Below are 22,490 nucleotides of genomic sequence, written 5' to 3'. Positions count from 1 at the left end.
GGAACAGCAGGGCGCGTCAGCGCGCCTTGCTCCAATCCGGGCGAATCGCGCCACTGACGCCGTCGAACGCGCCGTCGGTGAGCTCGAGCACCAACAGGCGCGCCGCATCGACGGGGCCCGGCATGGTGACCCGGCCTTTTGGAATCTTCTTGAAGCCGACCCGGCTGTAATACGGTTCGTCGCCGACCAGGACGATCAGCTTGTGGCCCTGAGCCCGCGCATCCGAGATCGCGCGGTCGAGCAGCCGCCGGCCGACGCCGCGCGAGCGGAACGGCGGCTCCACCGTCAGCGGCCCCAGCAGCAGCGCGGGCGTCTCGCCGATCACGATCGGCAACTGCCGGACGGAGCCGACCAGCAGCGTGCCGATCCAGGCGGTGAACGACAGTTCGGCGAGGTGGTCGACGTGCTCGCGCAGTCGGTAGGCGCTGAGCACGAAGCGGCCGGGCCCGAAGGTACGCTCGTGCAACCGCTCGATGGCGTGCGCGTGGTTCGGGGACTCGGGCAGGATGGTGAGATCGAGATCGGTCATGGCGGACGCGCAATAGCACCGCGTCCGCACCAGGTCCATCGCCGCCGGCTAGACCCGATCGGCAGCGGCGGCAGCGGCCGCACTGTAAGACGACCCGTGATCGCTCTCGGGCGGCTGCGCGACGTCGACCGCATCTGCCGACTTCGGCACCGCCACGCCCTTGTCGCGGGTGACATAGATCGTCTGCGACGGGAAGGCGAAACCGCTGCCGGCCTCGTCGACCAGCTCCATGATGCGCAGGAACAGCTCCTCCTGCACCTCCAGGAACTCGTCCATGCTCGTGGCGTGAACGTAGGAGAAGATCTCAACCCTGAGCGAGATCGCGCCGAGCGCAATAAACCGCACGCGCGCCGGATCGTTGTCGACCTTGGGATGGTCGAGCAGCAACTGACGGATCGACGCCGTCAGCGCGCGGATCTGAGCCGGAGTGGTTTCGTAGCGCAGGTCGAGAACCGGGTGAAACCAGAACTTGTCGCGGCGACTGTAGTTTTCGATCTGCACCGCGGCGAGCTGACCGTTCGGCACCGTGACGACGGTCCGGTCGAGGGTGCGAATCCGGGTCGAGCGCATCCCGATGTCTTCGATCGTGCCCATCGTCTCGCCGAATTTGCAGAAATCCCCGACCCGCATCGGCTGATCGGTGACCAGCGTCAGGCTGCCGACCAGATGCTCGATCGTCTTCTGCGCACCGAGGGCGATGGCGATACCGCCGATACCGAGAGCGGCGAGACCGGCGGTGACGTTGTAGCCCAGCGAGTTGAGGCCGGCGATCAACGCGAAAGCGATCAAAGCAAATTTGACGGCGCGACGGATGAAGTTCACCGCCGACAACATCGACAACCTGCCGCGCAGCGTCATGCGATCGATTGCGAATGCCGCGAGCGCGTCGACGATCCGCCACACGATCCACGACAGCGCCAACCAGCCGAGCACCTCGGTGACGCTGTTCATGTGCTGCCGCGCCACGATCGCGACGCCGGCCAGGATCATCGCGACCCGCAGCATCCAGGCGGCCAGGAATAGCCGGATCGGCATCGCCGAGGCTTCGAGCACGCGGCGAATGCGCGAGTCGCCACGATCTCGGAAGCGGAACAGCACCCACCACAGCGCCCCGGTGATCAGCCAGACCACCGCGTAGGACAGAAAGGCGAGCACCACCACCGCGAGCCAGTGCCCGATCGGAACGCCGGCCAGACGATACTCGTCACGCAGCGCATAAGGCAGCAGCTTGTCGACCCAGCTCGACACCACGGTCCGCGACAGGTCCGGCAGGTCGGCGACCGTCCGCGGCGACACCAGCCAGATCTTGACCCCGTCCTTGTTCTCGACCCGGTGCGCCAGCAGATCGACGCTGCCGTGATCGGTCCGGACCAGGCCGAACTTCTCCTGGTCGGGCGCAAGGCCATCGTCCTGGTCGCCGGCCGGATCATCGCTCAGCCGCAGCCGGGAAAACACCACCCCGCCGCGATCGAGGATGCGCTGCAGTTGCTGCGCGACACTCGGCCCCCAAGCGCTCTTCTCCTGCGACAGGTCGAGATATTGCGCGGCCTTTTCATAATTCTGCTCGGCGGCCGCGCCGATGAAACCTGCGACCATGCCGGCCGGCGTCTCGCGGCCGAGCGGATCGGTCGGCGGCGCGGGCTGTGCAGGCGCCGCACCATTGCCATTGGTGCCGGGGATCTGAGCAAAGGCGGAACTCGCGACCAGCATCGTCGCGACGACGATCAGGCTTCGGAACAGCGCGCGTAGGGATGACGTCAAAATCGCTCCTCTTGAACGGACAGGCGCGGAATCGGGACGAATCGCCCCCGGCCACCGCCGTCTACCGGCGGCGCCATGATCCCGGCGCAAAATGCTTCGGCCCCGCCGATAGCCACGAAATGGGCCATCTCTATGGTCTCGCGAACATTGTGCTGCGGTGCGCCACCAGCATCACGCGGGGACCGGGTGGTCAAGTTCGGGCTGGAGCCAACCGCCTTGGCAAATTTTACCGCCAGGTTGCGCTCGGCGGCCGGCCCTCCAGCACTTCGGCAATCCGCTGCCGAGTGCCGGGCGTTGTTTCAGGCGGCAGTTCGTCGGCGGCGAAGAAGCCGCTATCGATGATCTCGCGGTTGGGCTCCGGCGGCCGGTCTTGCCGGTATTTTCGAACCACATAGACGGCGACGTGGTCGCGGGGCGACACATGGCTGTTGAAGAAGATGCCGTGCAACACCGGCGCGCCGGTCAGCGCGATGCGGCCCTCCTCCATCAGCTCGCGGGCCAGCGCATCGGCGAAGCTCTCGCCGACCTCGACACCGCCGCCCGGCAAATGCCAGCCGACGACATACGAATGCTTGATCAGGAACACCCGATCCTGATCGTCCAGCACCACGCCGCGGGCGCCCAGTGTCATGCCGCGGGCGAACCGCCAGTACAGGTGGAACATCCGGGTCAGGACCGGCTCGAACCTCAAACGCATCCTATGAACAGCGGTCACCGCCGGACGCCCCTCGCGCGAAGACGCAACCCGAGGGTTGCGCCGGTCCGGGCAACTTGCCAAAACCACAGGCGTTTTCACAGCCGGGAGTTTGCAGCCGGCTGGCATGCCCCTCGCGACCGGATCGTGCGATGACCGTGTTCACCCTGGCGCATCTATCCGACCCGCATTTGCCGCTGCCGCCGAAGACCGGCCTGCGGCACCTCGCCTCCAAGCGCGCGTTCGGCTACCTGAACTGGCGGCGCAACCGCCATTTGATCCACCGCCGCGACGTTCTCGATGCGCTGGTGGCGGACCTGCAGGCCCGGCAGCCCGACCACATTGCGGTGACCGGCGACCTGATGAACATCGCGCTGGCGAATGAATTCGCTCCCGCCCGGCAATGGCTGGAAAGCGTCGGCCCAGCCGACCGGATCAGCCTGGTGCCGGGCAATCACGACGCCTACGTCCGCTCCACCGCGCATCGATTCGCCGAGACGTTTCCGGACTACATCAGCGGCGACGACGGGCAGCCCGGCTTTCCCTATCTGCGCCGGCGCGAGGGAATCGCGATCATCGGGGTGTCGAGCGCGGTGCCGACCGCGCCGCTGCGAGCGACCGGCCGGCTCGGTCCCGCGCAGCGCGCGGCGCTGGAAACGCTGCTGCAAAGCCTGTCCGGCGAACGCATGTTCAAGGTGCTGTTGATCCATCACCCGCTGCAGTCGCGCTCGCGGCACAAGCGGCTGACCGATTCGGCCGAGCTGATCGCGCTTCTCCAGCGCGACCCGGTCGATCTGGTGCTGCACGGCCACGACCACGTCCACGCCACCATCCGGATCGACACACCGTCCGGCGCAATTCCGGTCGTCGGGGTGCCGTCGGCCTCGGCGATGAACGACAGCCACCGCCCCTCGGCGGCCTACAATCTGTTCGCGATCAGCGAAGCCCCTGACGGCTGGCGCTGCGAGCACCGCGTCCGCGGCTTCCAGGCCGGCGAGCTGATCGAGGATTTGCGGCCGCCGGAGTGGCTGTAGCCATGTCACTCCGGCTCTCCCCGTCATTGCGAGCGAAGCGAAGCAATCCAGGTCACTGCACGGCCATGGATTGCTTCGTCGCTTCGCTCCTCGCAATGACCGGGGAGGCGGAAGTTCGTAATGACCGGGAGATGCGGTGCCAATGACGCCGCACGGCGTCAGGAAATCCGCAGCGCCGCGAACAAGGCCAGCGCGAACAGCGCCAGCGCACCGGCGACGAAGCCGAGCACGAAGGTCCACAGTCCGCTGCGGCGCTGCGGCGCGGGAGGCGGTGGCGCGGCTTGGACGGGGGGCGCCGACAGCGCCCGCTCGCGCTCGACCAAACGGCGGGCCACATAGCCGGTCACCGCATCGACGATCTTGGCCGCCTCGTGGGATTCGGCCAGGACGATGCGGCCATAGGCGGTGTCCTGGACGAAGCGGTAGATCCGCTTGTCGCGGCCCATCACCACGTGGGCGACGACGTCGATCCACAGCCGCGGCGTATCGCCCGGGCTGATGCCGCGATCGAACAGCTCGACCCCGGCCGGCACTTCGGCGAACAGCGGATCGAGCGCTTCGTTGAGGATTTCGAGCCGGGCAAGTTCGGCATCGCGCAGGTCGACGACCACGCCAGTGCGGTCGGCGGCCTCGATCCGGGCCTGCCGCAACGCATCCTTGAGCCGCATCGGCCCTGCCGCCTTGTTTACGGAATTCTGAGCGTCGGCCATTCTCGACTTCAGCCTCGTGCCTGCCTTAAGCCCGCCGCCGATTAACCTATCAGTAACCCTTCGGCCGCGAAAGCCGGTTGCGGATCAACCAGTTGGCTCATCCACGGTAGTCTGACGGACGTTTCAGCATCCGGCCTGAGGGGCCAAAACGACGATGGCGGCCCTGCCGGGTTGCCCCGACAAGACCGCCAAAGTCCTTGGACGTCTTCTATCTCGTCAGCTCGCCGGACGGCGCGTGCGCCGCCGCGGCTGGGGAACGGATCAGGCCGGGGTCACGGCCCGGTTCGGCTCTTCCACGATCGAGAACCGAACGCCTGCGCGATGGCGGTTCTCCTCGGAAAGGACCTTCCAGGCTTCTTCGGCCTCCTTGCGCGTCTTGAAGGGACCCTTCACCTGGGCCGAGCCTTCGACGAGCTTGTGGAAGTTCATCGAGCCGAACTCGCCACCGATCACCCAGAAGTTGCTGCCCGTTGTCATGGTCCTTCTCCTGCTTCTTTCCGTTTAGCTGAACTGATTCATCGTGTTGTGGGCACCGCCGGCCTTCAGCGCGGCTTCGCCAGCGAAATATTCCTTGTGGTCGTCGCCGATGTCCGAACCGGCCATGTTCTGATGCTTCACGCAGGCGATGCCCTGACGGATCTCCTGGCGCTGCACATTCTTAACATAACCCAGCATGCCCTGGTCGCCGAAATACTCCTTGGCGAGATTGTCGGTCGACAGTGCCGCCGTATGGTAGGTCGGCAACGTGATCAGATGATGGAAGACGCCGGCGCGCTTGGCGGCATCCGCCTGGAAGGTGCGGATCCGCGCGTCGGCTTCGATCGCCAGCGCGGTCTCGTCGTACTCGGCCTTCATCAGTTCGGCGCGGTTGTACTTGCTGACGTCCTTACCTTCGGCCTTCCAGGCATCGTAGACCTGCCAGCGGAAGTTGAGGGTCCAGTTGAACGACGGCGAGTTGTTGTAGGCGAGCTTGGCGTTCGGCACGACCTCACGGATGCGGTCGACCATGCCGGCGATCTGCTCGATATGCGGCTTCTCGGTCTCGATCCACAACAGGTCGGCGCCGTTCTGCAGCGAGGTGATGCAGTCGAGCACGCAGCGGTCTTCGCCGGTGCCGGGACGGAACTGGTACAGATTGCTGGCGAGACGCTTGGGACGCAGCAGCTTGCCTTCGCGGCTGATGACCACGTCGCCATTGCCGACCTTGGTGACATCGACTTCCTCGCAATCGAGGAAGCTGTTGTACTGGTCGCCAATGTCGCCCGGCTGATGGCTGACGGCGATCTGCTGGGTCAGGCCGGCGCCGAGCGAGTCGGTGCGGGTGACGATGATGCCGTCTTCCACGCCCATCTCGAGGAACGCGTGACGGATCGCGCGGACCTTGGCGATGAACACGTCGTGCGGAACGGTGACCTTGCCGTCCTGGTGGCCGCACTGCTTCTCGTCCGAGACCTGATTCTCGATCTGCAGCGCGCAGGCACCGGCTTCGATCATCTTCTTGGCGAGCAAATAGGTCGCTTCGGCGTTACCGAAACCGGCGTCGATGTCGGCGATGATCGGCACGACGTGGGTCTGGAAGTTGTCGATCTTCTCGATCAGCGCCGTTTCCTTGGCCTTATCGCCTTCCTTGCGGGCGGCGTCGAGCTGACGGAAGATGTCGTTGAGCTCACGGGAGTCGGCCTGACGCAGGAAGGTGTAGATCTCTTCGATCAGCGCCGGCACCGAGGTCTTCTCGTGCATCGACTGGTCCGGCAGCGGGCCGAACTCGGAGCGCAGCGCCGCAACCATCCAGCCCGACAGGTAGATGTAACGCCGATCGGTCTTGCCGCCGCCGTGCTTCTTGATCGAGATCAGCTTCTGCTGGGCGATGAAGCCGTGCCAGCAGCCGAGCGACTGGGTGAACTTGGTCGGGTCGGCATCGTAGGCCGCCATGTCGGCGCGCATCACCGCCGCGGTGTAACGCGCGATGTCCAGGCCGGTCTTGAAGCGGTTCTGCAGCCGCATGCGGGCAACAGCCTCCGCGGTCACACCGGTCCAGGTCGGCTTGTCCTTGAGGAGGGCTTCGGCCGCTTCGACTTCGCTCTGGTAGGTGCTCGGAGCGTGGATGGCGCTGATGCCGCGTGGCTGGAAGTTCATGACATGATCCCTTCGATACGAATAATTCGCGACGCGACATTCGTGACAACCGCGCTGCGAAACGTGCCGAGAGATAAACGCGAGATGACAGAAGACGTACAGACCTCTTGCGAACGAATGGTGATGTCATGTAACTTCAGTACATGTAACAAATGTAATTTTGTAAATTTTGTAAAAGAAGATATCCGGGGCGGAACCTGAAAGGACCCTGAAATGGCCGGCGACACCGGTAAAAAACTGTTCGTGGGCCCCCGCTTCCGCCGCATTCGGCAGCAGCTCGGGCTGTCGCAAACCCAGATCGCTGAAGGTTTGGGCATTTCTCCGAGCTACGTCAACCTGATTGAGCGCAACCAGCGCCCGGTGACCGCCCAGATTCTGTTGCGGCTGGCCGAGACCTACGATCTGGACCTGCGCGACCTCGCCACCGCCGACGAGGACCGGTTCTTCGCCGAGCTGAACGAGATCTTTTCCGATCCGCTGTTCCGGCAGATCGATCTGCCCAAGCAGGAGCTGCGCGACCTCGCCGAACTGTGCCCCGGCGTCACCCACTCGCTACAGCGGCTGTACGCCGCCTACACCGAGGCGCGCCGCGGCGAGACCCTGGTGGCGGCGCAGATGGCCGATCGCGAACAGATCCGCTACGAGGCCAACCCGATCGAGCGCATCCGCGACCTGATCGAGGCCAACCGCAATTACTTCCCGGAGCTGGAGCAGGCCGCCGAGGCGGTGCGCGACGAGCTCAACGTCGGCTCCCAGGAGATGTTCGGCGCGCTGACCGATCGGCTGCGCGAGCGCCACTCGATCACCACCCGGATCATGCCGGTCGACGTGATGCGCGAGACGCTGCGAAGGTTCGACCGCCATCGCCGGCAACTCTTGATCTCCGAACTGATCGACGGCCCCGGCCGCGCCTTCCAGGTCGCGTTCCAAACCGGATTGACCGAGCACGGCGGCGTGATCGACGCCATCGTGCATCGCGCCGGCGGACTGGAAGATCACGCCCGGCGGCTGTACCGCATCACCCTCGGCAACTACTTCGCCGCCGCCGTGATGATGCCCTATGCGGCGTTCCACACCGCCGCCGAGCAGCTCTCCTACGACGTCAACGTGCTGGCGCAGCGCTTCAACGCCGGCTTCGAGCAGGTCTGCCACCGCCTCACCACGCTGCAGCGGCCGAACGCGCGTGGCGTGCCGTTCTTCATGCTGCGGGTCGACAATGCCGGCAACGTCTCCAAGCGGTTCTCGTCCGGCACCTTCCCGTTCTCGAAATTCGGCGGCACCTGCCCGCTGTGGAACGTGCACTCGACCTTCGATACGCCGGACCGCTTGCTCAAGCAGGTGATCGAACTGCCCGACGGCAGCCGCTACTTCTCGATCGCCCAGATGGTCCGCCGCCCGATCGCCCCGCATCCGCAGCCGCAACCGCGCTTTGCCATCGGCTTGGGCTGCGAAATCCGCCACGCCGCCAAACTGATCTACGCCGCCGGCATGGATTTGGAGAAAGCCGAAGGCACCCCGATCGGCGTCAACTGCCGCCTGTGCGAACGCGAACACTGCAGCCAGCGCGCCGAGCCGCCGATCACAAGGACGTTGATCCTGGACGAGAACACGAGAAGGGCGAGTAGTTTTGCGTTTAGTAATGCAAGGGAGCTGTGAGCTGGCGGGCGTAACGCAAACGTGTTACAGTAAAGTATGACGGCGAAGATCCAGACCAAAGCAGCCCGCTCACCCGCCAAGCGGGATGGGAAGACAGCGGGCAAGACGGCCGCCCGTAAGCCACTCAAGAGCGGCTACATCAACGCGCGAGTCGAGCCGAAGCTGAAGAAGAGCGCCGAGGCAGTGCTCGACAAGCTCGGGCTGTCGACCACCGACGCGGTGACGATGTTCCTCAAACAGGTCGTCGCCCATAAAGGCATGCCGTTTCCGGTGAAGATTCCGAACAAGGAGACCATCCGCGCCTTACGTGATGCCGAACGCGGGCGGGTCACGCGGTTCAGCGGCACGACCGAAGAGTTCTTCGCCCATCTGGACAAGACAACCCGCTGAACGGGGTGTCATGAAGGAGCTGGACCATACTGGCTCGTTCAAACGCGACTACAAGCGGATCAAGAAGCGTGGTTACGACCTGTCGAAATTGGCGGCGGTGATCGACCTTCTGCGACGGGACATACCTCTGCCCGCTTCCAATCGTCCGCACGCCCTCAAAGGCCGGTGGCGAGGCTTTCTGGAATGTCACGTCGAGCCGGATTGGCTGCTGATCTATCAGACCGACGCACACAACGTGCTCCTGGCACGAACCGGCACCCACTCCGACCTGTTCGACGAGTGACCACCGCGCGACCTCTCTCATCAAGCGTCGTTGCCGGGCTTGACCCGGCAACCCATCCCAACAAGACTCGCCGTCTGATTTGATGGATCGCCGGGTCGCGCCCGGCGATGACGTTTGTGGAGAAGGCGATGCTGCGGCTGAAAACGACGGCGAGACACCTGCGGACATCCGTTGGCGCGATGGCCGCGGTCGTAGCTATCGCGGCGGCCGCCTCCCTCGCCGCTTCCCCCACCTTCGCCCAGCGCGGCGCATCGTGCCATGGCGGACAGAGCTTTCCGCAGTTCCTCGCGGGGCTAAAGCAGAAGGCGGTTGCGGCCGGCGTGTCGCAAAGCGCAATTGCGGAAGCCTCGCCGTATCTCGTTTACGATCAGGGCATCGTCAATCGCGACCGCGGCCAGCGGGTGTTCGGACAGATCTTCACGGTGTTCGCCGGGCGGATGGCGTCCGAAGGACGGCGAGTCAAAGGTCAGCAACTGATCAAGAGATACGCGGGCGCGTTCGCGCGGGCCGAGAAGGAATACGGCGTGCCGCCGGCGGTGATCACCGCGTTCTGGGCGCTGGAGAGCGATTTCGGCGCGGTGCAGGGCAATCTCTCCACGCTGCGCTCGCTGGTGTCGCTGGCCTATGATTGCCGCCGCTCCGAGATGTTCCAGGACGAGACCATCGCGGCGCTGAAGATCATCGACCGCGGCGACCTGACGCCGGGTGAGATGATCGGCTCCTGGGCCGGCGAGCTCGGCCAGACCCAGTTCCTGCCGCGGCATTATTTCGACTACGCGGTCGACTACGACGGCGACGGCCACCGCGACCTGCTGCACAGCGCGCCCGACGTGATCGGCTCGACTGCGCACTACATCGCCACCGGGCTGAAATGGCGGCGCGGCGAACCGTGGTTGCAGGAAGTGCGGGTGCCTGAGAACCTGCCGTGGGATCAGGCGGATCTCACCGTGAAGCATCCGCGCTCGCAATGGGCGCAATGGGGCGTGACCGCGGCGGACGGCCGGCCGCTGCAAGGCGATGCGTTGCCGGCATCGCTGCTGCTGCCGATGGGGCGCCACGGCCCCGCCTTCCTGGCCTATCCCAATTTCAACGCCTACACCGAGTGGAACAATTCGCTGATCTACGCGACCACGGCGGCTTATCTCGCGACCCGGATCGCCGGCGCGCCGCCGATGCAGAAGCCGCGCGCCGCGGTGGCGCAGCTCTCGTTCAATGAGATGAAACAGCTGCAGCAACTGCTGGTGCGTGCCGGCTTCGACGTCGGCAAAGTCGACGGCGTGCTTGGCCAGAATACCCGCAGCGCCGTCAAGGCGATGCAGACGAAATACGGCCTGCCGGCGGATTCCTGGCCGACCGCCGAGCTGCTCGCCCGAATGGGCGGCAGCGCGGCAGCTCCATCTGCATCAGCCGAGCCTACGCCGGCCACCGAACCGCGACGCGTCAGACGGAGCCGGCCGGCCCCGCCGCTGCAATAGCTGAAAATCCGGTCCACGGCGCTTCAGATTCGGTCGATCTGGCGCAACATTTCCCAGCTGGGACAATGTGCGTCACCCGAAAGTCTAAGGGGCTGAGCTGACATCTCGCGAGGACGCGGCTCGCTCACCGGCGGTTGATGAATACCATACTACTCAGCGACTGATTGCAGAATTTCGGTACTTAGATGCCTTCATGCGGCACTAGATACCTCCTGCAGCCCGCACGCACGCCCTGAACTGCGAGGCATTCTCTGCGCTCGATCAATATCGTGTGCATCGCAACAAAGTATCCTGTTGCCGCTGAATAGGCGCCTGCCCATAGCGGCGCCTTTGTCGACATAGGACATCCTCCCTCCTCCAGCACCACTCAAGCTGCGACAGGCGAGGATCGTCCGACCAAACAGGAAGTTGGAATGATGCTGCTCTTGGTCCTTACCGCGATCGCCTTCGTCGCCACCGCTGTGGTTGCGCGCGTGCTGGCCGCCTCTGCGCCGGAAGGCAAATTGTACTGCCAGGCGGCCGGTGCCGCTTCGATGGTGGTCGGGCCGTTCATCACGCTGATCGCCGCCTTCGTGCTCGGCAAGGTCGGCATCGGCGGCGAAGTGCTCGACGCCGCCGCCACCCTCAGGGTCGCGGCGCTGCCGGCGTTCGGCACGCTGTTCGTCGGCCCGATCGCGTTCTGGTTCTTCCGCCGCCAGCGCCGCACGGTTGCGGTCGCCTGACGATCGTAAGCGCCTGACAACCAGTTCGGCGGCGCTCCGCCGCCGAACCTCGGCCCGTAAGATTCTTCTTCTGGACCATCCACTCCGGCAGACCTGTTTGATCTCGAACGGCCGCTTCGATCCGCCGTTCAAAATTTCATGCGGACGCATCTATTTTTCGCCCGGGTCATTGTGTTTCCGGTTCCGCGCCCCACGTTCCTGGCACCCGCAACTGTCCAGGACTACCCCATGTCCCAATCCAAGCTATTCGAGCCTTACCAGCTCGGCCCGATCACCCTCGCCAGCCGCGTCGTGATGGCGCCGCTGACCCGGAACCGCGCCGTACCCGAGGGGCTCGTCCCCAGCCCGCTGGCGGCTGAATATTACGGCCAGCGTGCCAGCGCCGGGCTGCTGATTACCGAGGCGAGCCAGGTGTCGCAGCAGGGCCAGGGCTATCAGGACACCCCCGGCATCTATTCTCAGGCGCAAGTCGAAGGCTGGCGCAAGGTCACCGGCGAGGTGCACAAGCGCGGCGGCAAGATCTTCATCCAGCTCTGGCACGTCGGCCGTATCTCGCATGTCGACCTGCAGCCGAACCACGGCGCGCCGGTGGCGCCGTCGGCGATCCGCGCCAATACCAAGACCTTCGTGGGCGGCCAATTTGCCGACGTCTCCGAGCCGCGCGCATTGGAGCTGTCTGAAATTCCTGGAATCATTGAAGACTTCCAGAAAGCCGCCGCCAATGCCATCGCGGCCGGCTTCGACGGCGTCGAGATCCACGGCGCCAACGGCTATCTGCTCGACCAGTTCGCCCGCGACAGCAGCAACAAGCGCACCGACGACTATGGCGGCTCGACCCAGAACCGCGCGCGCTTGATGCTGGAAGTCGCCGCAGCGGTGGCCAAGGAGATCGGTCCCGAGCGCACCGGCATCCGGATTTCGCCGGTGACGCCGGCCAACGACGTCTCGGACTCCAACCCGCAGGCGCTGTTCGACTACATCGTCGACGAGCTGAATAAGCTGAAGCTGGTCTATATCCACGTCATCGAGGGCGCCACCGGCGGCCCGCGCGACATCGCACCGTTCGACTACGCGTCCTTGCGCAAGCGCTTCAGCGGCACCTATATCGGCAACAACGCCTACGACCTTGCGCTCGCCAACAAGCAACTCGACGCGGGCGCGGCCGACCTGATCGCCTTCGGCAAGCCGTTCATCTCCAACCCGGACCTGGTCGAGCGCCTGAAGCGCAACGCTCCGCTCAACGAGCCCGACAAGTCGACCTTCTACGGCGGCGGTGCCAAGGGCTACACCGACTACCCGACGCTGGAGTCGGCGCAAGCGGCGCAGTAGTTGTTACCTCTCCCCGCGTGCGGGGAGAGGTCGACCGGCATCGCGCAGCGAGGCCGGTCGGGTGAGGGGGCGCGTCCACGCGGCCGAGACTCAGTGCTCGCGTCCGCCCCTCACCCCACCCCTCTCCCCGCAAGAGCGGGGCGAGGGAGCGCGCTCACAGCGCGGCGGCCTCAGCGGGTCAATTCACCTTCAGCAAACAAAAGGCCGGGATCGCTCCCGGCCTTTAGCATCGGTGGTGCCTTGTTGGCGGCCGCTTACTTCGCTTCGGCGCGCTTCGGCGGGGTGGCCGGCCACGACTTGATCAGGGTGTCGTAGTCGACGGTTTCTCCCTTCGGCTTTTCGTTCGCCAGCTTGCGCTGCGGAGCGAGATTGCCGTCCTTGGCGGACTTCTCGTACCAGTACTCCGCGGTCTCCTTCTTGTTCAGCTTCGGACCGCAGTCGCCCTGCACCTTCGAGCGTTCGAGCCGCTCCAGCACCGAGTCCTGCGCCGCCGCGAGCGAGTCCATCGCCTGTTGCGGGGTCTTGGAGCCCGACGCTGCGTCACCGATGTTCTGCCACCACAGTTGCGCCAGCTTCGGATAGTCGGGGATGTTGTTGCCGGTCGGCGACCACTGCACGCGGGCCGGCGAGCGGTAGAACTCGATGAGACCGCCGAGCTTGGGCGCACGCTCGGTGAACGACTTGTCCCAGATGTCGCTCTCACGGATGAAGGTGAGACCAACGTGGCTCTTCTTCAAGCTGACAGTCTTGGAAGTGATGAACTGCAGATACAGCCAGGCGGCCTTGCGGCGATCCGGCGGGGTCGACTTCAGAAGCGTCGCAGAACCGACGTCCTGATAGCCGAGCTTCATGCCCTGCTTCCAGTACGCACCATGCGGCGACGGCGCCATCCGCCACTTCGGCGTGCCGTCGGCGTTCATCACCGGCAGACCAGGCTTCACCATGTCGGCGGTGAAGGCGGTGTACCAGAAGATCTGCTGGGCGACGTTGCCCTGCGCTGGCACCGGGCCCGACTCCGAGAAGGTCATGCCCTGCGCCTGCGGCGGCGCGTACTTCTTCATCCAGTCGAGATATTTGACGATCGAATAGACCGCCGCGGGGCCGTTGGTGTCGCCGCCGCGCTCGATCGACGAGCCGACCGGACGGCAGCCTTCCATGCGGATGCCCCATTCGTCGACCGGCAGACCGTTCGGAAGGCCGCGATCGCCGCTGCCGGCCATCGACAGCCAGGCGTCGGTGAAGCGCCAGCCGAGCGACGGGTCCTTCTTGCCGTAGTCCATGTGGCCATAGACTTTGACACCGTTGATTTCCTTGATGTCGTTGGTGAAGAAATCGGCGATATCTTCATAGGCCGACCAGTTCACCGGCACGCCGAGCTCGTAGCCGTACTTCGCCTTGAACTTGGCCTTGTATTCCGGATTGGTGAACCAGTCGTAGCGGAACCAGTACAGGTTGGCGAACTGCTGGTCCGGCAACTGGTACATCTTCTTGTCGGGCGCGGTGGTGAACGAAGTGCCGATGAAGTCCGGCACGTCGAGCATCGGATCAGTGACGTCCTTGCCCTCGCCCTTCATGTAGTCGGATAGAGCGACCGTCTGGTTGTAGCGGAAGTGCGTGCCGATCAGATCGCTATCGTTGATCCAGCCGTCATAGACGTTCTTGCCGGACTGCATCTGGGTCTGCAGCTTCTCGACGACGTCGCCTTCCTGGATTAGGTCGTGCTTCAGCTTGATGCCGGTGATCTCGCTGAACGCCTTGGCCAGCGTCTTGGCTTCATATTCGTGCGTCGTCAGCGTTTCGGAGACGACGTTGATCTCCATGCCCTTGAACGGCTCGGCCGCCTTGGCGAACCACTGCAGTTCCTTGAGCTGTTCCTCCTTCGAGAGCGTCGAAGGCTGGAACTCCTCGTCGATCCACTTCTTCAGGACCGCATCGTCGGCGGCGCGCGCCGGCACTGCCAGCGTCACCGACGCCGCGGCGAGCGCGGCAACGCTCGCCATCGCCATCAGGCGTCTTCTGCTCGGGTGGGGGATTCGTCCGATCATCGTTGATTTCCTCCGTTGCACCACATTAATTCAGGCCCGGGTTGATCCCGGATCTGGTCCTCCTTCGCCGGGGTCAGACGGTGCGGAAGATCGCAGCGGCAGAGACCAGCGACAGCCCCGTGGCGAGCCACAGACTCGACACTTCGACTCCCTCTCCGATCGGCAGCGTCGCGATCGGATCACTCCCGACCAGGGCGATCCAAACCAGATGGATCACCGCGGCCAGAATCAGCGAAATGAACAGCCGATCGCCGCGCGTGGTCGGAATCCGCAAGATTCCGACGCGCTCGACCTCGGGATAAGCCACCGCGAGCCAGGTCATGGTTGCGAGCGTGCCGGCGAGCACGATGAAGAAGATCGCGGTCGGCCAGGTCCACGCCATCCATGCGAAAGAGTCCATCGTCGCCTCTTAGACCCGGCCGAGCGCGAAGCCGCGCGCGATGTAGTTGCGGACGAACCAGATCACCAGCGCTCCCGGGATGATGGTGAGCACGCCGGCCGCGGCGAGCAGACCCCAATCCATGCCGGCGGCCGACACCGTCCGGGTCATCACCGCCGAGATCGGCTTGGCGTTGACGGAGGTGAGCGTGCGGGCCAGCAGCAGCTCCACCCAGGAGAACATGAAGCAGAAGAACGCCGCGACGCCGATGCCGCTGGCGATCAGGGGCATCAGGATCTTCACGAAGAACCGCGGGAACGAGTAGCCGTCGAGGAACGCGGTCTCGTCGATTTCCTTCGGCACGCCGGAGACGAAGCCTTCGAGAATCCACACTGCCAGCGGCACATTGAACAGACAGTGCGCCAGCGCCACTGCCCAGGGCGTATCGAACAGGTTCAGTGCCGAATACAGATTGAAGAACGGCAGCGCATAGACGGCGGCCGGCGCCATCCGGTTCGACAGCAGCCAGAAGAACAGGTGCTTGTCGCCCAGGAAGCGGTAGCGCGAGAACGCGTAGGCCGCCGGCAGCGCGAATGAGATCGACAGCACGGTGTTGATGACGACGTATTGCAGCGAGTTGATGTAGCCCGAATACCAGCTCGGATCGGTGAAGATGGTGCGGTAATTCTCCAGTGTCGGCTCATGCGGCCACAGCGTCATCGTCGAGACGATCTCGCCGTTGGTCTTGAAGCTCATGTTGACGAGCCAATAGATCGGCAACATCAAAAACAGCAGATACAGCGCCATGACGATGCGGCGGCCGGGGATCGAATGCATCACACGCTCCCTTCGGTCGGCCGGCGTTCGCTGCCGGCATTGGTCATCACGGTGTAGAACACCCAGCAGACGATGATGATGATCAGGTTGTAGACGATCGACAGCGCCGCGGCCTTGCCGAGGTCGAACTGGCCGAGCGCGATCTTGACCAGTTCGATCGAGATGAAGGTGGTCGAATTGCCCGGCCCGCCGCCGGTGACAACGAACGGCTCGGTGTAGATCATGAAGCTGTCCATGAACCGCAGCAGCACCGCGATCAGCAGCACGCGGTGCATCTTCGGCAGCTGGATCGCCTTGAACACCGCCCAGCGCGAGGCGCCGTCGATCTGCGCCGCCTGATAATACGCGTCCGGGATCGACTTCAGGCCGGCGTAGCAGAGCAGCGCCACTAGGCTGGTCCAGTGCCAGACGTCCATCACCACCACGGTGGCCCAGGCGTCGAACTCGTTGGAAACATAATTGTAATCGATGCCGAGGCTGTTCAGCGTGTAGCCGAGTAGGCCGATGTCGGGGCGGCCGAAGATCTGCCAGATGGTGCCGACCACGTTCCATGGGATCAAGAGCGGCAGCGCCATGGTGACGAGGCAAAACGCCACCGACCAGCCGTGGCGCGGCATCGCCAGCGCCACCACGATGCCGAGCGGGACTTCGATCGCCAGGATGATCGCCGAGAACGCCAGATTGCGCCACAGCGAGGCGAAGAACCGGCCGCCGAGATCGGTCGACGGATCGAGCAGCTCCTTGAACCAGCCCACTCCATTCCAGAAGAACTGGTTGTTGCCGAAGGTGTCCTGCACCGAGTAGTTCACCACCGTCATCAGCGGCAGGATTGCCGAGAACGCCACGATGGCGAACACCGGCAGCACCAGGAACCAGGCTTTCTGGTTGACGACCTTGTCCATCAGGCGACCTGCTCCAGTGAGCTGCCTTCGACGATTTCGCTGTCGGCATAAACGTGGATGCGCGAGGGCTCGAACCGCAGCGCGGCTTCATCCCCGCTCGGTGAGAAGCCGTCCGGGACGCGCGCGGCAAATCTGACATCGCCGACCCGCACCGAGGCGAAGCGGATCCGGCCGAGATCGTCGATCCGCTCGATGCGGCCGGTCATCAGGCCGGGTGCGCTCGCAGTGAGGTGAACGAACTCCGGACGGACACCGATCTCGATCTTGCCTGGCGGCAGCTTGTCGTAGCTGCGCGCGAGCGGCACGCGGTGGCCGGCGACCAACGCCTCGCGCCCCTTCACCTCGGCCGGCACGATGTTCATGCCGGGGGAGCCGATGAAGTAGCCGACGAACGTGTGAGCAGGACGCTCGAACAGTTCCTCCGGCGTGCCGCTCTGCACGACACGGCCGTCGTGCATCACCACTACGGTGTCGGCGAAGGTCAGCGCCTCGGTCTGGTCGTGGGTGACGTAGATCATCGTCAGGTCGAGCGCGCGATGCAGCGCCTTGAGCTTTGAGCGCAGCTCCCATTTCAAATGCGGATCGATCACCGTCAGCGGCTCGTCGAACAGGATCGCGGCGACGTCGCTGCGGACCAGGCCCCGACCGAGCGAGATCTTCTGCTTGGCGTCGGCGGTGAGCCGCGTCGCCTTGCGGTTCAGGTTCGGCGTCAGGTCCAACAGATCCGCGATCTCGGCGACGCGCTTGTCGATGTCCGGCTTGGCGACGCCGCGGTTCTTCAGCGGAAACGCCAGATTCTCCCGCACCGTCATGGTGTCGTAGATCACCGGGAACTGGAACACCTGAGCGATGTTGCGGTCGCGGGTGGAGAGCTGGGTGACGTCCTGGCCGTCGAACAGGATCTTGCCGCGCGACGGCGTGACGATGCCAGAGATCAGATTGAGCAGTGTGGTCTTGCCGCAGCCGCTCGGCCCGAGCAGCGCATAGGCGCCGCCCTGCCGCCAGGTCATCGACACCGGCTTCAGCGCATAGGCCTGCGGCGGCAGGTCGTCACCGACCAGATAAGAGTGAGCAAGATCGACGAGATCGATGCGCGCCATCGGGCTGTCCCCTCAGATCGGCTTTGGCGCGGCGACGAGGCGATCGGCCGCGTCGAACACGAACAGATTGGCGGGGTCGAGGATGGCGTCGAGCGTCTGGCCCGGCTCGAACTCGTGGATGCCCTGCAGCACCGCGACCCAATAATCGTCGCCGCGCTTCAGATGCACGAAGCTCTCCGAGCCGGTGATCTCGGTGACTGCGACAGTGGCCTGGAAGGCGTGACGCTCCGGATCGGTGCCCTTCACCTCGATCTGATGAGCCCGGAAGCCGACTCGGTAGGCGCCATCGGAGAGCCCGGCGAACACGCCGGTCGCAGGCGCGGTGACGCCGCCGGAATAGTGCACCGTGCCGGCCTTTTTCTCGGCCGCGACGATATTGAGCGGCGGATCGGAGAACACCTGCGCCACCCGCATCGTGTCGGGCTGGCGATACACGAGCGGGGTCGCCCCGACCTGCAGCGCCTGACCTTCCCACATGCAGATAGTTCGGCCGCCGAGCAGCAGCGCTTCCGACGGCTCGGTGGTGGCATAGACGAAGATCGCGCCGGACGCTTCGAAGATCTTCGGCAGCTCGGTGCGCAGTTCCTCGCGCAGTTTGTAGTCGAGATTGGCGAGCGGCTCGTCGAGCAACACCAGATCCGCGCCCTTGACCAGCGCGCGGGCGATCGCAGTGCGCTGCTGTTGGCCGCCGGAGAGCTGCAGCGGCGTGCGCTGCAGATATGGCTCGAGCTTGAGCAGCTTCGCCGCCTCCTGCACCCGCCGCTCGATCTCGGCGCGCGGCTTGCGCTGCACCCGCAGCGGCGAGGCGATATTCTCGTACACCGTGAGCGACGGGTAGTTGATGAACTGCTGATACACCATCGCCACCGAGCGGCTGCGCACGTCGGCGCCGGTGACGTCCTTGCCGTCGACCAGCACGCGCCCACTGGTCGGCTTGTCGAGGCCGGCAAGCAGCCGCATGATCGAGGTCTTGCCGGACAGCGTCGGCCCAAGCAGCACGCTCAGCGTGCCGCGCTCCAGGTTAAGCGACACGTCACGGATCGCCGGCATGCCGTCGATCGTCCGGGTGACGTTTTCCAGGCTGACACTCATGCCCCTGCTCCCGCTTGCTGCTGGGGCTTCTCGGCGGCGCGGTGGACTGTGACCCACTCGTCGAGGGCGGCGACCGCGGCAGGCGTCAGTCGCAGACCGAGCTTGGATCGCCGCCAGACGATGTCGTCCGCGCTGCAGGCCCATTCACGGCTCATCAGATAGCGGACCTCGGCCTCCGTCAATGTGCCGCCGAAGTCACGGCCGAGATCGGCCGCCGACTTCGCCGGGCCGAGCACGTCGCGTGCCCGGGTGCCGTAGGCGTGCACCAGACGGGACGCATGTGCGGACGACAGGAACGGGTAGTCCCGCAGTAGATCCCCGATCAGCTCCGGCGCGCCGTCGACAGCAAAATCGCCGCCCGGCAGCGGCTGATGCGCGGTCCAGCCCTGTTCAGATGCTTCGCCCTTCAGATACGGCGACAGCTTCTCCAGCGCCTCTTCGGCGAGCCGCCGATAGGTGGTGATCTTGCCGCCGTAGATCGACAGCAGTGGCGCGCCGCCCGGGGTGTCGAGCTCGAACACGTAGTCGCGGGTCGCGGCCTTGGCCTCGCTGGCACCGTCGTCGTACAGCGGCCGGACGCCGGAGAACGTCCACACCACATCGGCCGGCGTCACCGGCTTGGCAAAATAGCCGCTCACCGCCTTGCACAGATAATCGATCTCTTCCGGCGTCGCCTTCACCTGCGAGGGATCGCCATGATAATCGCGGTCGGTGGTGCCGATCAGGGTGAATTCGCCCTGATACGGAATCGCGAACACGATGCGGCCGTCGGCGTTCTGGAAGATGTAGGCGCGGTCGTGATCGTAGAGCTTGCGGGTGACGATGTGCGAGCCCTGCACCAGCCGCACCTTGTAGCGGGCATCGACCCCGGCACCGGCGGCGAGCACGCCTTCGACCCACGGTCCGGCGGCGTTGACCAATGCCCGCGCCTGAATCTTACTGCAGGCACCGCTCCCCTCATGCTGCAGCGTCACTTCCCAGATGCCGCCCTCCTGGCGCACGTCGACTGCGCGGGTCCGGGTGCGGATCTCGGCGCCACGGTCCGCGGCATCGCGCGCGGTGAGCACCACCAGCCGGGCGTCGTCGACGAAGCAATCGGAGTATTCGAAACCCTTGGTGTAACGGCCCGGAATCAGCGGTTTGCCGACCTCGTCATGCGCCAGATCGACCGAGCGGGTCGGCGGCAGCAACTTTCGGCCGCCGAGATAATCGTACAGGAACAGCCCGAGTCGCAGCCGCCAGGCCGGACGCAGGCCGGCGTGATGCGGCAGCACGAAGCGCAGCGGCCCGATGATGTGCGGCGCGATCTGCCACAGCCGCTCCCGCTCGATCAGCGCCTCGCGGACGAGGCGAAACTCGAAATATTCGAGATAGCGCAGCCCGCCATGGATCAGCTTGGTCGACCACGACGAGGTGCCGCTGGCGAGGTCGTTCATCTCGCAGAGGAAAACGGAATGTCCCCGGCCCGCCGCATCGCGCGCAATGCCGCAGCCGTTGATCCCGCCCCCGATGATCGCGAGGTCGTACACCATCCCCACCGACGCTCCTCACCGCATCGCAGCACTATGCTGCAATGCACTTTCGCTTCTATCGCTTTGTGCTGGAAAACGAATAAAGCACAAACCAAAACGAAAGCAACTGCGATCTGCAAAGGGATCGCGCGGGCAGACGCGGAATCGCGCCCAGACGCCAGGAGACAGGCAGAAGTTGGATGTGGAAGGAGCGGTTTAAGCCGCGGATTCGTCGAGATCCGGTTTCGCAGGACCGGCCTCGATTACCTCGATACCGTTCGTATCGCAGATCGCCTGCAGCGACGGCGGCAGCGCCCGGTCGGTCACGAAGGTCTGGATCTGGCTGAGATCGGCGATGCGCACCGGCGCGTTGCGCTCCAGCTTGGTCGAATCCGCCACCAACATCACGCTGCGGGCGTTGGCGATGATCGCCTGAGAGGCCTGGACTTCCCGATAGTCGAAGTCGAGCAGCGCGCCTTCCTCGTCGATCGCCGAGGCGCCGATGATGGCGTAATCGACCTTGAACTGGCCGATCAGGCTGGTAGCGGTGGAGCCAATCACCGCGCCGTCGGCCCGGCGCACGGTCCCGCCGGCGACGATCACCTCGATCCGCGGATGCCGATACAGCAGCATCGCGACGTTGAGATTGTTGGTGATCACCAGCAGGTCCTGATGCGCGCTCAGCGCGCTGGCGACCTCTTCGGTGGTGGTGCCGATGTTGATGAACAGCGAGCAGCCATTGGGAATCCGCGCCGCCGCCGCCGCGCCGATCGCCTTCTTCTCGTCGGCGGCAACAAAACGGCGTGCCTCATAGGCGAGGTTGGCGACGCCGGAGGCAATGATCGCGCCGCCGTGGATGCGCGTCAGCGAGCGCTGGTCGCACAGATCGTTGAGATCCTTGCGGATAGTCTGCGCCGACACTTCGAAGCGTCGCACCAGATCCTCGACCATCACCCGGCCCGACGCGCGGGCGATATTGAGGATTTCAGACTGACGATGGGTCAGGGCCGTCACGCACGCACCTTGCAACGTTGATGCGCCATGGTGCGGCGGTTCGCCCGTCAGGTCAACGCGCGGCGCGAGACGGCTGCGATCCGCAACACGCACGGCCTCATGGTGAGGAGGCGCGAAGCGCCGTCTCGAACCATGGGCTGCTGGTACTGCGCGGCCCACGCTTCGAGACGCCCGGCTGCGCCGGGCTCCTCAGGGTGAGGACTCAGTGACCGCAGCAAGGCCGCAGGACGGGCCAAAACGGAGGCGACGGCCGTCTGGACTCACAAGCCGCTAGGCCGGGCGCGGCATCTCGAACATCGCCTCGGGGCGGATCTCGAAATAGTCGCCGCGCCGACCGGCCCGCACGATCGGCCGCGCCGCGGCGGTCTGATAGACGCCGTCCTCGATCAGGCGCTTGTCGATGTGCACCATCACCACTTCGCCGATCGTCAGCCAGGCGTCGACTTCGACGCCGTCGGCGCCCTTGAGGCGGACGATTTCCGACAGCTTGCATTCGAACGACACCGGGCTCTCGGCGACGCGCGGCGGCTTGACCAGATCGCTGCCGAGCTTGGTGAGATTGCCGAGCGCGAATTCATCGACCTCGTGCGGGACGGTCGCTGAGGTCGCGTTCATCGCATGCGCCAGATCCATCGTCACCAGATTCCAGACGAACTCGCCGGTGCGCTGGATGTTGGCGACGGTGTCCTTCCAGGTGGTCGAGGAAAAACCGATCAGCGGCGGGGTGTAGTTGAAGGCGTTGAAGAAGCTGTAGGGCGCGAGATTGACGCGGCCCTCGGCATCGCATGACGAAATCCAGCCGATCGGCCGCGGCGCGATAATGGCATTGAACGGGTCGTGCTTCAGGCCGTGGCCTTCGGCCGGCTGGTAGGAGTGCAGATCGGTCACGCG

Annotated in this window: 22 protein-coding genes; 7 read left to right on the top strand and 15 right to left on the bottom strand. The window is 64.9% G+C overall.

Annotated features, from left to right (window positions below; translation table 11 throughout):
- Positions 1-16: 16 nt before the first annotated feature.
- The 3 genes from DNX69_RS23290 to DNX69_RS23280 all read right to left on the bottom strand — a co-directional run bounded on the left by DNX69_RS23290 (position 17) and on the right by DNX69_RS23280 (position 3,005).
- The gene (locus tag DNX69_RS23290; protein WP_110788485.1) at positions 17-529 is read right to left on the bottom strand and encodes a GNAT family N-acetyltransferase; all 513 of its coding nucleotides are present in this window, start codon (positions 527-529) and stop codon (positions 17-19) included.
- Between the two features lie 48 nt (positions 530-577).
- Positions 578-2,239 carry a mechanosensitive ion channel family protein gene (locus tag DNX69_RS23285; RefSeq protein ID WP_110788388.1) on the bottom strand — a complete coding sequence of 554 codons (1,662 nt, stop codon included), beginning with the start codon at positions 2,237-2,239 and terminating at the stop codon, positions 578-580.
- Positions 2,240-2,516: 277 nt separating this feature from the next.
- Complete coding sequence (locus DNX69_RS23280; protein ID WP_110788387.1) at positions 2,517-3,005, bottom strand: NUDIX domain-containing protein; 489 nt, start codon at positions 3,003-3,005, stop codon at positions 2,517-2,519.
- Positions 3,006-3,136: 131 nt separating this feature from the next.
- Between DNX69_RS23280 and DNX69_RS23275 the strand changes: the two genes are divergently transcribed.
- Entirely contained in the window at positions 3,137-4,018 is an 882-nt protein-coding gene (locus tag DNX69_RS23275) for a metallophosphoesterase family protein (protein WP_110788386.1), read from the top strand.
- 158 nt (positions 4,019-4,176) lie between these two features.
- On the opposite strand, the gene DNX69_RS23270 is transcribed toward DNX69_RS23275, so the two are convergent.
- The 3 genes from DNX69_RS23270 to DNX69_RS23260 all read right to left on the bottom strand — a co-directional run bounded on the left by DNX69_RS23270 (position 4,177) and on the right by DNX69_RS23260 (position 6,864).
- Positions 4,177-4,728, bottom strand: coding sequence for a hypothetical protein (locus tag DNX69_RS23270; protein ID WP_110788385.1), 552 nt, complete (start codon positions 4,726-4,728; stop codon positions 4,177-4,179).
- A gap of 261 nt (positions 4,729-4,989) precedes the next feature.
- Positions 4,990-5,205, bottom strand: a complete 216-nt coding sequence (locus DNX69_RS23265; protein ID WP_011159927.1) for a DUF4170 domain-containing protein — start codon at positions 5,203-5,205, stop codon at positions 4,990-4,992.
- Positions 5,206-5,229: 24 nt separating this feature from the next.
- Entirely contained in the window at positions 5,230-6,864 is a 1,635-nt protein-coding gene (locus DNX69_RS23260; protein ID WP_110788384.1) for an isocitrate lyase, read from the bottom strand.
- A gap of 213 nt (positions 6,865-7,077) precedes the next feature.
- Between DNX69_RS23260 and DNX69_RS23255 the strand changes: the two genes are divergently transcribed.
- The 6 genes from DNX69_RS23255 to DNX69_RS23230 all read left to right on the top strand — a co-directional run bounded on the left by DNX69_RS23255 (position 7,078) and on the right by DNX69_RS23230 (position 12,719).
- Positions 7,078-8,520, top strand: a complete 1,443-nt coding sequence (locus tag DNX69_RS23255) for a helix-turn-helix domain-containing protein (protein ID WP_110788383.1) — start codon at positions 7,078-7,080, stop codon at positions 8,518-8,520.
- 36 nt (positions 8,521-8,556) lie between these two features.
- Positions 8,557-8,910, top strand: a complete 354-nt coding sequence (locus DNX69_RS23250; RefSeq protein ID WP_110788382.1) for a type II toxin-antitoxin system RelB/DinJ family antitoxin — start codon at positions 8,557-8,559, stop codon at positions 8,908-8,910.
- 10 nt (positions 8,911-8,920) lie between these two features.
- Positions 8,921-9,193, top strand: a complete 273-nt coding sequence (locus DNX69_RS23245; RefSeq protein ID WP_110788381.1) for a type II toxin-antitoxin system YafQ family toxin — start codon at positions 8,921-8,923, stop codon at positions 9,191-9,193.
- Positions 9,194-9,372: 179 nt separating this feature from the next.
- Complete coding sequence (locus tag DNX69_RS23240) at positions 9,373-10,668, top strand: lytic murein transglycosylase (RefSeq protein ID WP_425327324.1); 1,296 nt, start codon at positions 9,373-9,375, stop codon at positions 10,666-10,668.
- 413 nt (positions 10,669-11,081) lie between these two features.
- Complete coding sequence (locus DNX69_RS23235; RefSeq protein WP_110788380.1) at positions 11,082-11,390, top strand: sodium:proton exchanger; 309 nt, start codon at positions 11,082-11,084, stop codon at positions 11,388-11,390.
- A gap of 228 nt (positions 11,391-11,618) precedes the next feature.
- Positions 11,619-12,719, top strand: coding sequence for an alkene reductase (locus tag DNX69_RS23230; RefSeq protein ID WP_110788379.1), 1,101 nt, complete (start codon positions 11,619-11,621; stop codon positions 12,717-12,719).
- 254 nt (positions 12,720-12,973) lie between these two features.
- On the opposite strand, the gene DNX69_RS23225 is transcribed toward DNX69_RS23230, so the two are convergent.
- The 9 genes from DNX69_RS23225 to DNX69_RS23185 form a co-directional block, all read right to left on the bottom strand.
- Positions 12,974-14,719, bottom strand: a complete 1,746-nt coding sequence (locus tag DNX69_RS23225) for an ABC transporter substrate-binding protein (RefSeq protein ID WP_110788483.1) — start codon at positions 14,717-14,719, stop codon at positions 12,974-12,976.
- A gap of 118 nt (positions 14,720-14,837) precedes the next feature.
- Positions 14,838-15,164 (bottom strand): DUF2160 domain-containing protein, encoded by a 327-nt coding sequence (locus tag DNX69_RS23220; RefSeq protein WP_110788378.1) that lies wholly within the window; start codon positions 15,162-15,164, stop codon positions 14,838-14,840.
- A gap of 9 nt (positions 15,165-15,173) precedes the next feature.
- The gene (locus tag DNX69_RS23215; protein ID WP_110788377.1) at positions 15,174-15,980 is read right to left on the bottom strand and encodes a carbohydrate ABC transporter permease; all 807 of its coding nucleotides are present in this window, start codon (positions 15,978-15,980) and stop codon (positions 15,174-15,176) included.
- Positions 15,980-16,882, bottom strand: coding sequence for a carbohydrate ABC transporter permease (locus tag DNX69_RS23210; RefSeq protein WP_110788376.1), 903 nt, complete (start codon positions 16,880-16,882; stop codon positions 15,980-15,982). The genes DNX69_RS23215 and DNX69_RS23210 overlap by 1 nt, the downstream gene beginning before the upstream one ends.
- Positions 16,882-17,982 (bottom strand): ABC transporter ATP-binding protein, encoded by a 1,101-nt coding sequence (locus DNX69_RS23205; protein ID WP_110788375.1) that lies wholly within the window; start codon positions 17,980-17,982, stop codon positions 16,882-16,884. Before DNX69_RS23205 ends, DNX69_RS23210 begins: the two co-directional genes overlap by 1 nt.
- A 12-nt stretch (positions 17,983-17,994) precedes the next feature.
- A complete protein-coding gene (locus DNX69_RS23200; RefSeq protein ID WP_110788374.1) occupies positions 17,995-19,074 on the bottom strand; it encodes an ABC transporter ATP-binding protein in 1,080 nt (359 codons plus the stop codon).
- The gene (glpD, locus tag DNX69_RS23195) at positions 19,071-20,606 is read right to left on the bottom strand and encodes a glycerol-3-phosphate dehydrogenase (RefSeq protein WP_110788482.1); all 1,536 of its coding nucleotides are present in this window, start codon (positions 20,604-20,606) and stop codon (positions 19,071-19,073) included. Before glpD ends, DNX69_RS23200 begins: the two co-directional genes overlap by 4 nt.
- A gap of 195 nt (positions 20,607-20,801) precedes the next feature.
- Positions 20,802-21,599, bottom strand: a complete 798-nt coding sequence (locus tag DNX69_RS23190) for a DeoR/GlpR family DNA-binding transcription regulator (RefSeq protein ID WP_110788373.1) — start codon at positions 21,597-21,599, stop codon at positions 20,802-20,804.
- Positions 21,600-21,869: 270 nt separating this feature from the next.
- Positions 21,870-22,487, bottom strand: coding sequence for a flavin reductase family protein (locus DNX69_RS23185; RefSeq protein ID WP_110788372.1), 618 nt, complete (start codon positions 22,485-22,487; stop codon positions 21,870-21,872).
- Positions 22,488-22,490 lie beyond the last annotated feature (3 nt).

Source organism: Rhodopseudomonas palustris (genome assembly GCF_003226555.1).
Taxonomy (GTDB): Bacteria; Pseudomonadota; Alphaproteobacteria; order Rhizobiales; family Xanthobacteraceae; genus Rhodopseudomonas; species Rhodopseudomonas palustris_I.
Note: the sequence above shows the minus strand (reverse complement) of the source record. Positions and strands in the feature narration are given on the sequence as shown.

Bases quoted from the DNA above. Each gene is read 5' to 3' on its own strand.
- DNX69_RS23290 (WP_110788485.1), bottom strand. From the start codon at position 529: ATGACCGATCTCGATCTCACCATCCTGCCCGAGTCCCCGAACCACGCG.
- DNX69_RS23285 (WP_110788388.1), bottom strand. From the start codon at position 2,239: ATGCTGGTCGCGAGTTCCGCCTTTGCTCAGATCCCCGGCACCAATGGC.
- DNX69_RS23275 (WP_110788386.1), top strand. From the start codon at position 3,137: ATGACCGTGTTCACCCTGGCGCATCTATCCGACCCGCATTTGCCGCTG.
- DNX69_RS23270 (WP_110788385.1), bottom strand. From the start codon at position 4,728: ATGGCCGACGCTCAGAATTCCGTAAACAAGGCGGCAGGGCCGATGCGG.
- DNX69_RS23265 (WP_011159927.1), bottom strand. From the start codon at position 5,205: ATGACAACGGGCAGCAACTTCTGGGTGATCGGTGGCGAGTTCGGCTCG.
- DNX69_RS23260 (WP_110788384.1), bottom strand. From the start codon at position 6,864: ATGAACTTCCAGCCACGCGGCATCAGCGCCATCCACGCTCCGAGCACC.
- DNX69_RS23255 (WP_110788383.1), top strand. From the start codon at position 7,078: ATGGCCGGCGACACCGGTAAAAAACTGTTCGTGGGCCCCCGCTTCCGC.
- DNX69_RS23250 (WP_110788382.1), top strand. From the start codon at position 8,557: ATGACGGCGAAGATCCAGACCAAAGCAGCCCGCTCACCCGCCAAGCGG.
- DNX69_RS23245 (WP_110788381.1), top strand. From the start codon at position 8,921: ATGAAGGAGCTGGACCATACTGGCTCGTTCAAACGCGACTACAAGCGG.
- DNX69_RS23240 (WP_425327324.1), top strand. From the start codon at position 9,373: ATGGCCGCGGTCGTAGCTATCGCGGCGGCCGCCTCCCTCGCCGCTTCC.
- DNX69_RS23235 (WP_110788380.1), top strand. From the start codon at position 11,082: ATGATGCTGCTCTTGGTCCTTACCGCGATCGCCTTCGTCGCCACCGCT.
- DNX69_RS23230 (WP_110788379.1), top strand. From the start codon at position 11,619: ATGTCCCAATCCAAGCTATTCGAGCCTTACCAGCTCGGCCCGATCACC.
- DNX69_RS23225 (WP_110788483.1), bottom strand. From the start codon at position 14,719: ATGGCGAGCGTTGCCGCGCTCGCCGCGGCGTCGGTGACGCTGGCAGTG.
- DNX69_RS23220 (WP_110788378.1), bottom strand. From the start codon at position 15,164: ATGGACTCTTTCGCATGGATGGCGTGGACCTGGCCGACCGCGATCTTC.
- DNX69_RS23215 (WP_110788377.1), bottom strand. From the start codon at position 15,980: ATGCATTCGATCCCCGGCCGCCGCATCGTCATGGCGCTGTATCTGCTG.
- DNX69_RS23210 (WP_110788376.1), bottom strand. From the start codon at position 16,882: ATGGACAAGGTCGTCAACCAGAAAGCCTGGTTCCTGGTGCTGCCGGTG.
- DNX69_RS23205 (WP_110788375.1), bottom strand. From the start codon at position 17,982: ATGGCGCGCATCGATCTCGTCGATCTTGCTCACTCTTATCTGGTCGGT.
- DNX69_RS23200 (WP_110788374.1), bottom strand. From the start codon at position 19,074: ATGAGTGTCAGCCTGGAAAACGTCACCCGGACGATCGACGGCATGCCG.
- glpD (WP_110788482.1), bottom strand. From the start codon at position 20,606: ATGGTGTACGACCTCGCGATCATCGGGGGCGGGATCAACGGCTGCGGC.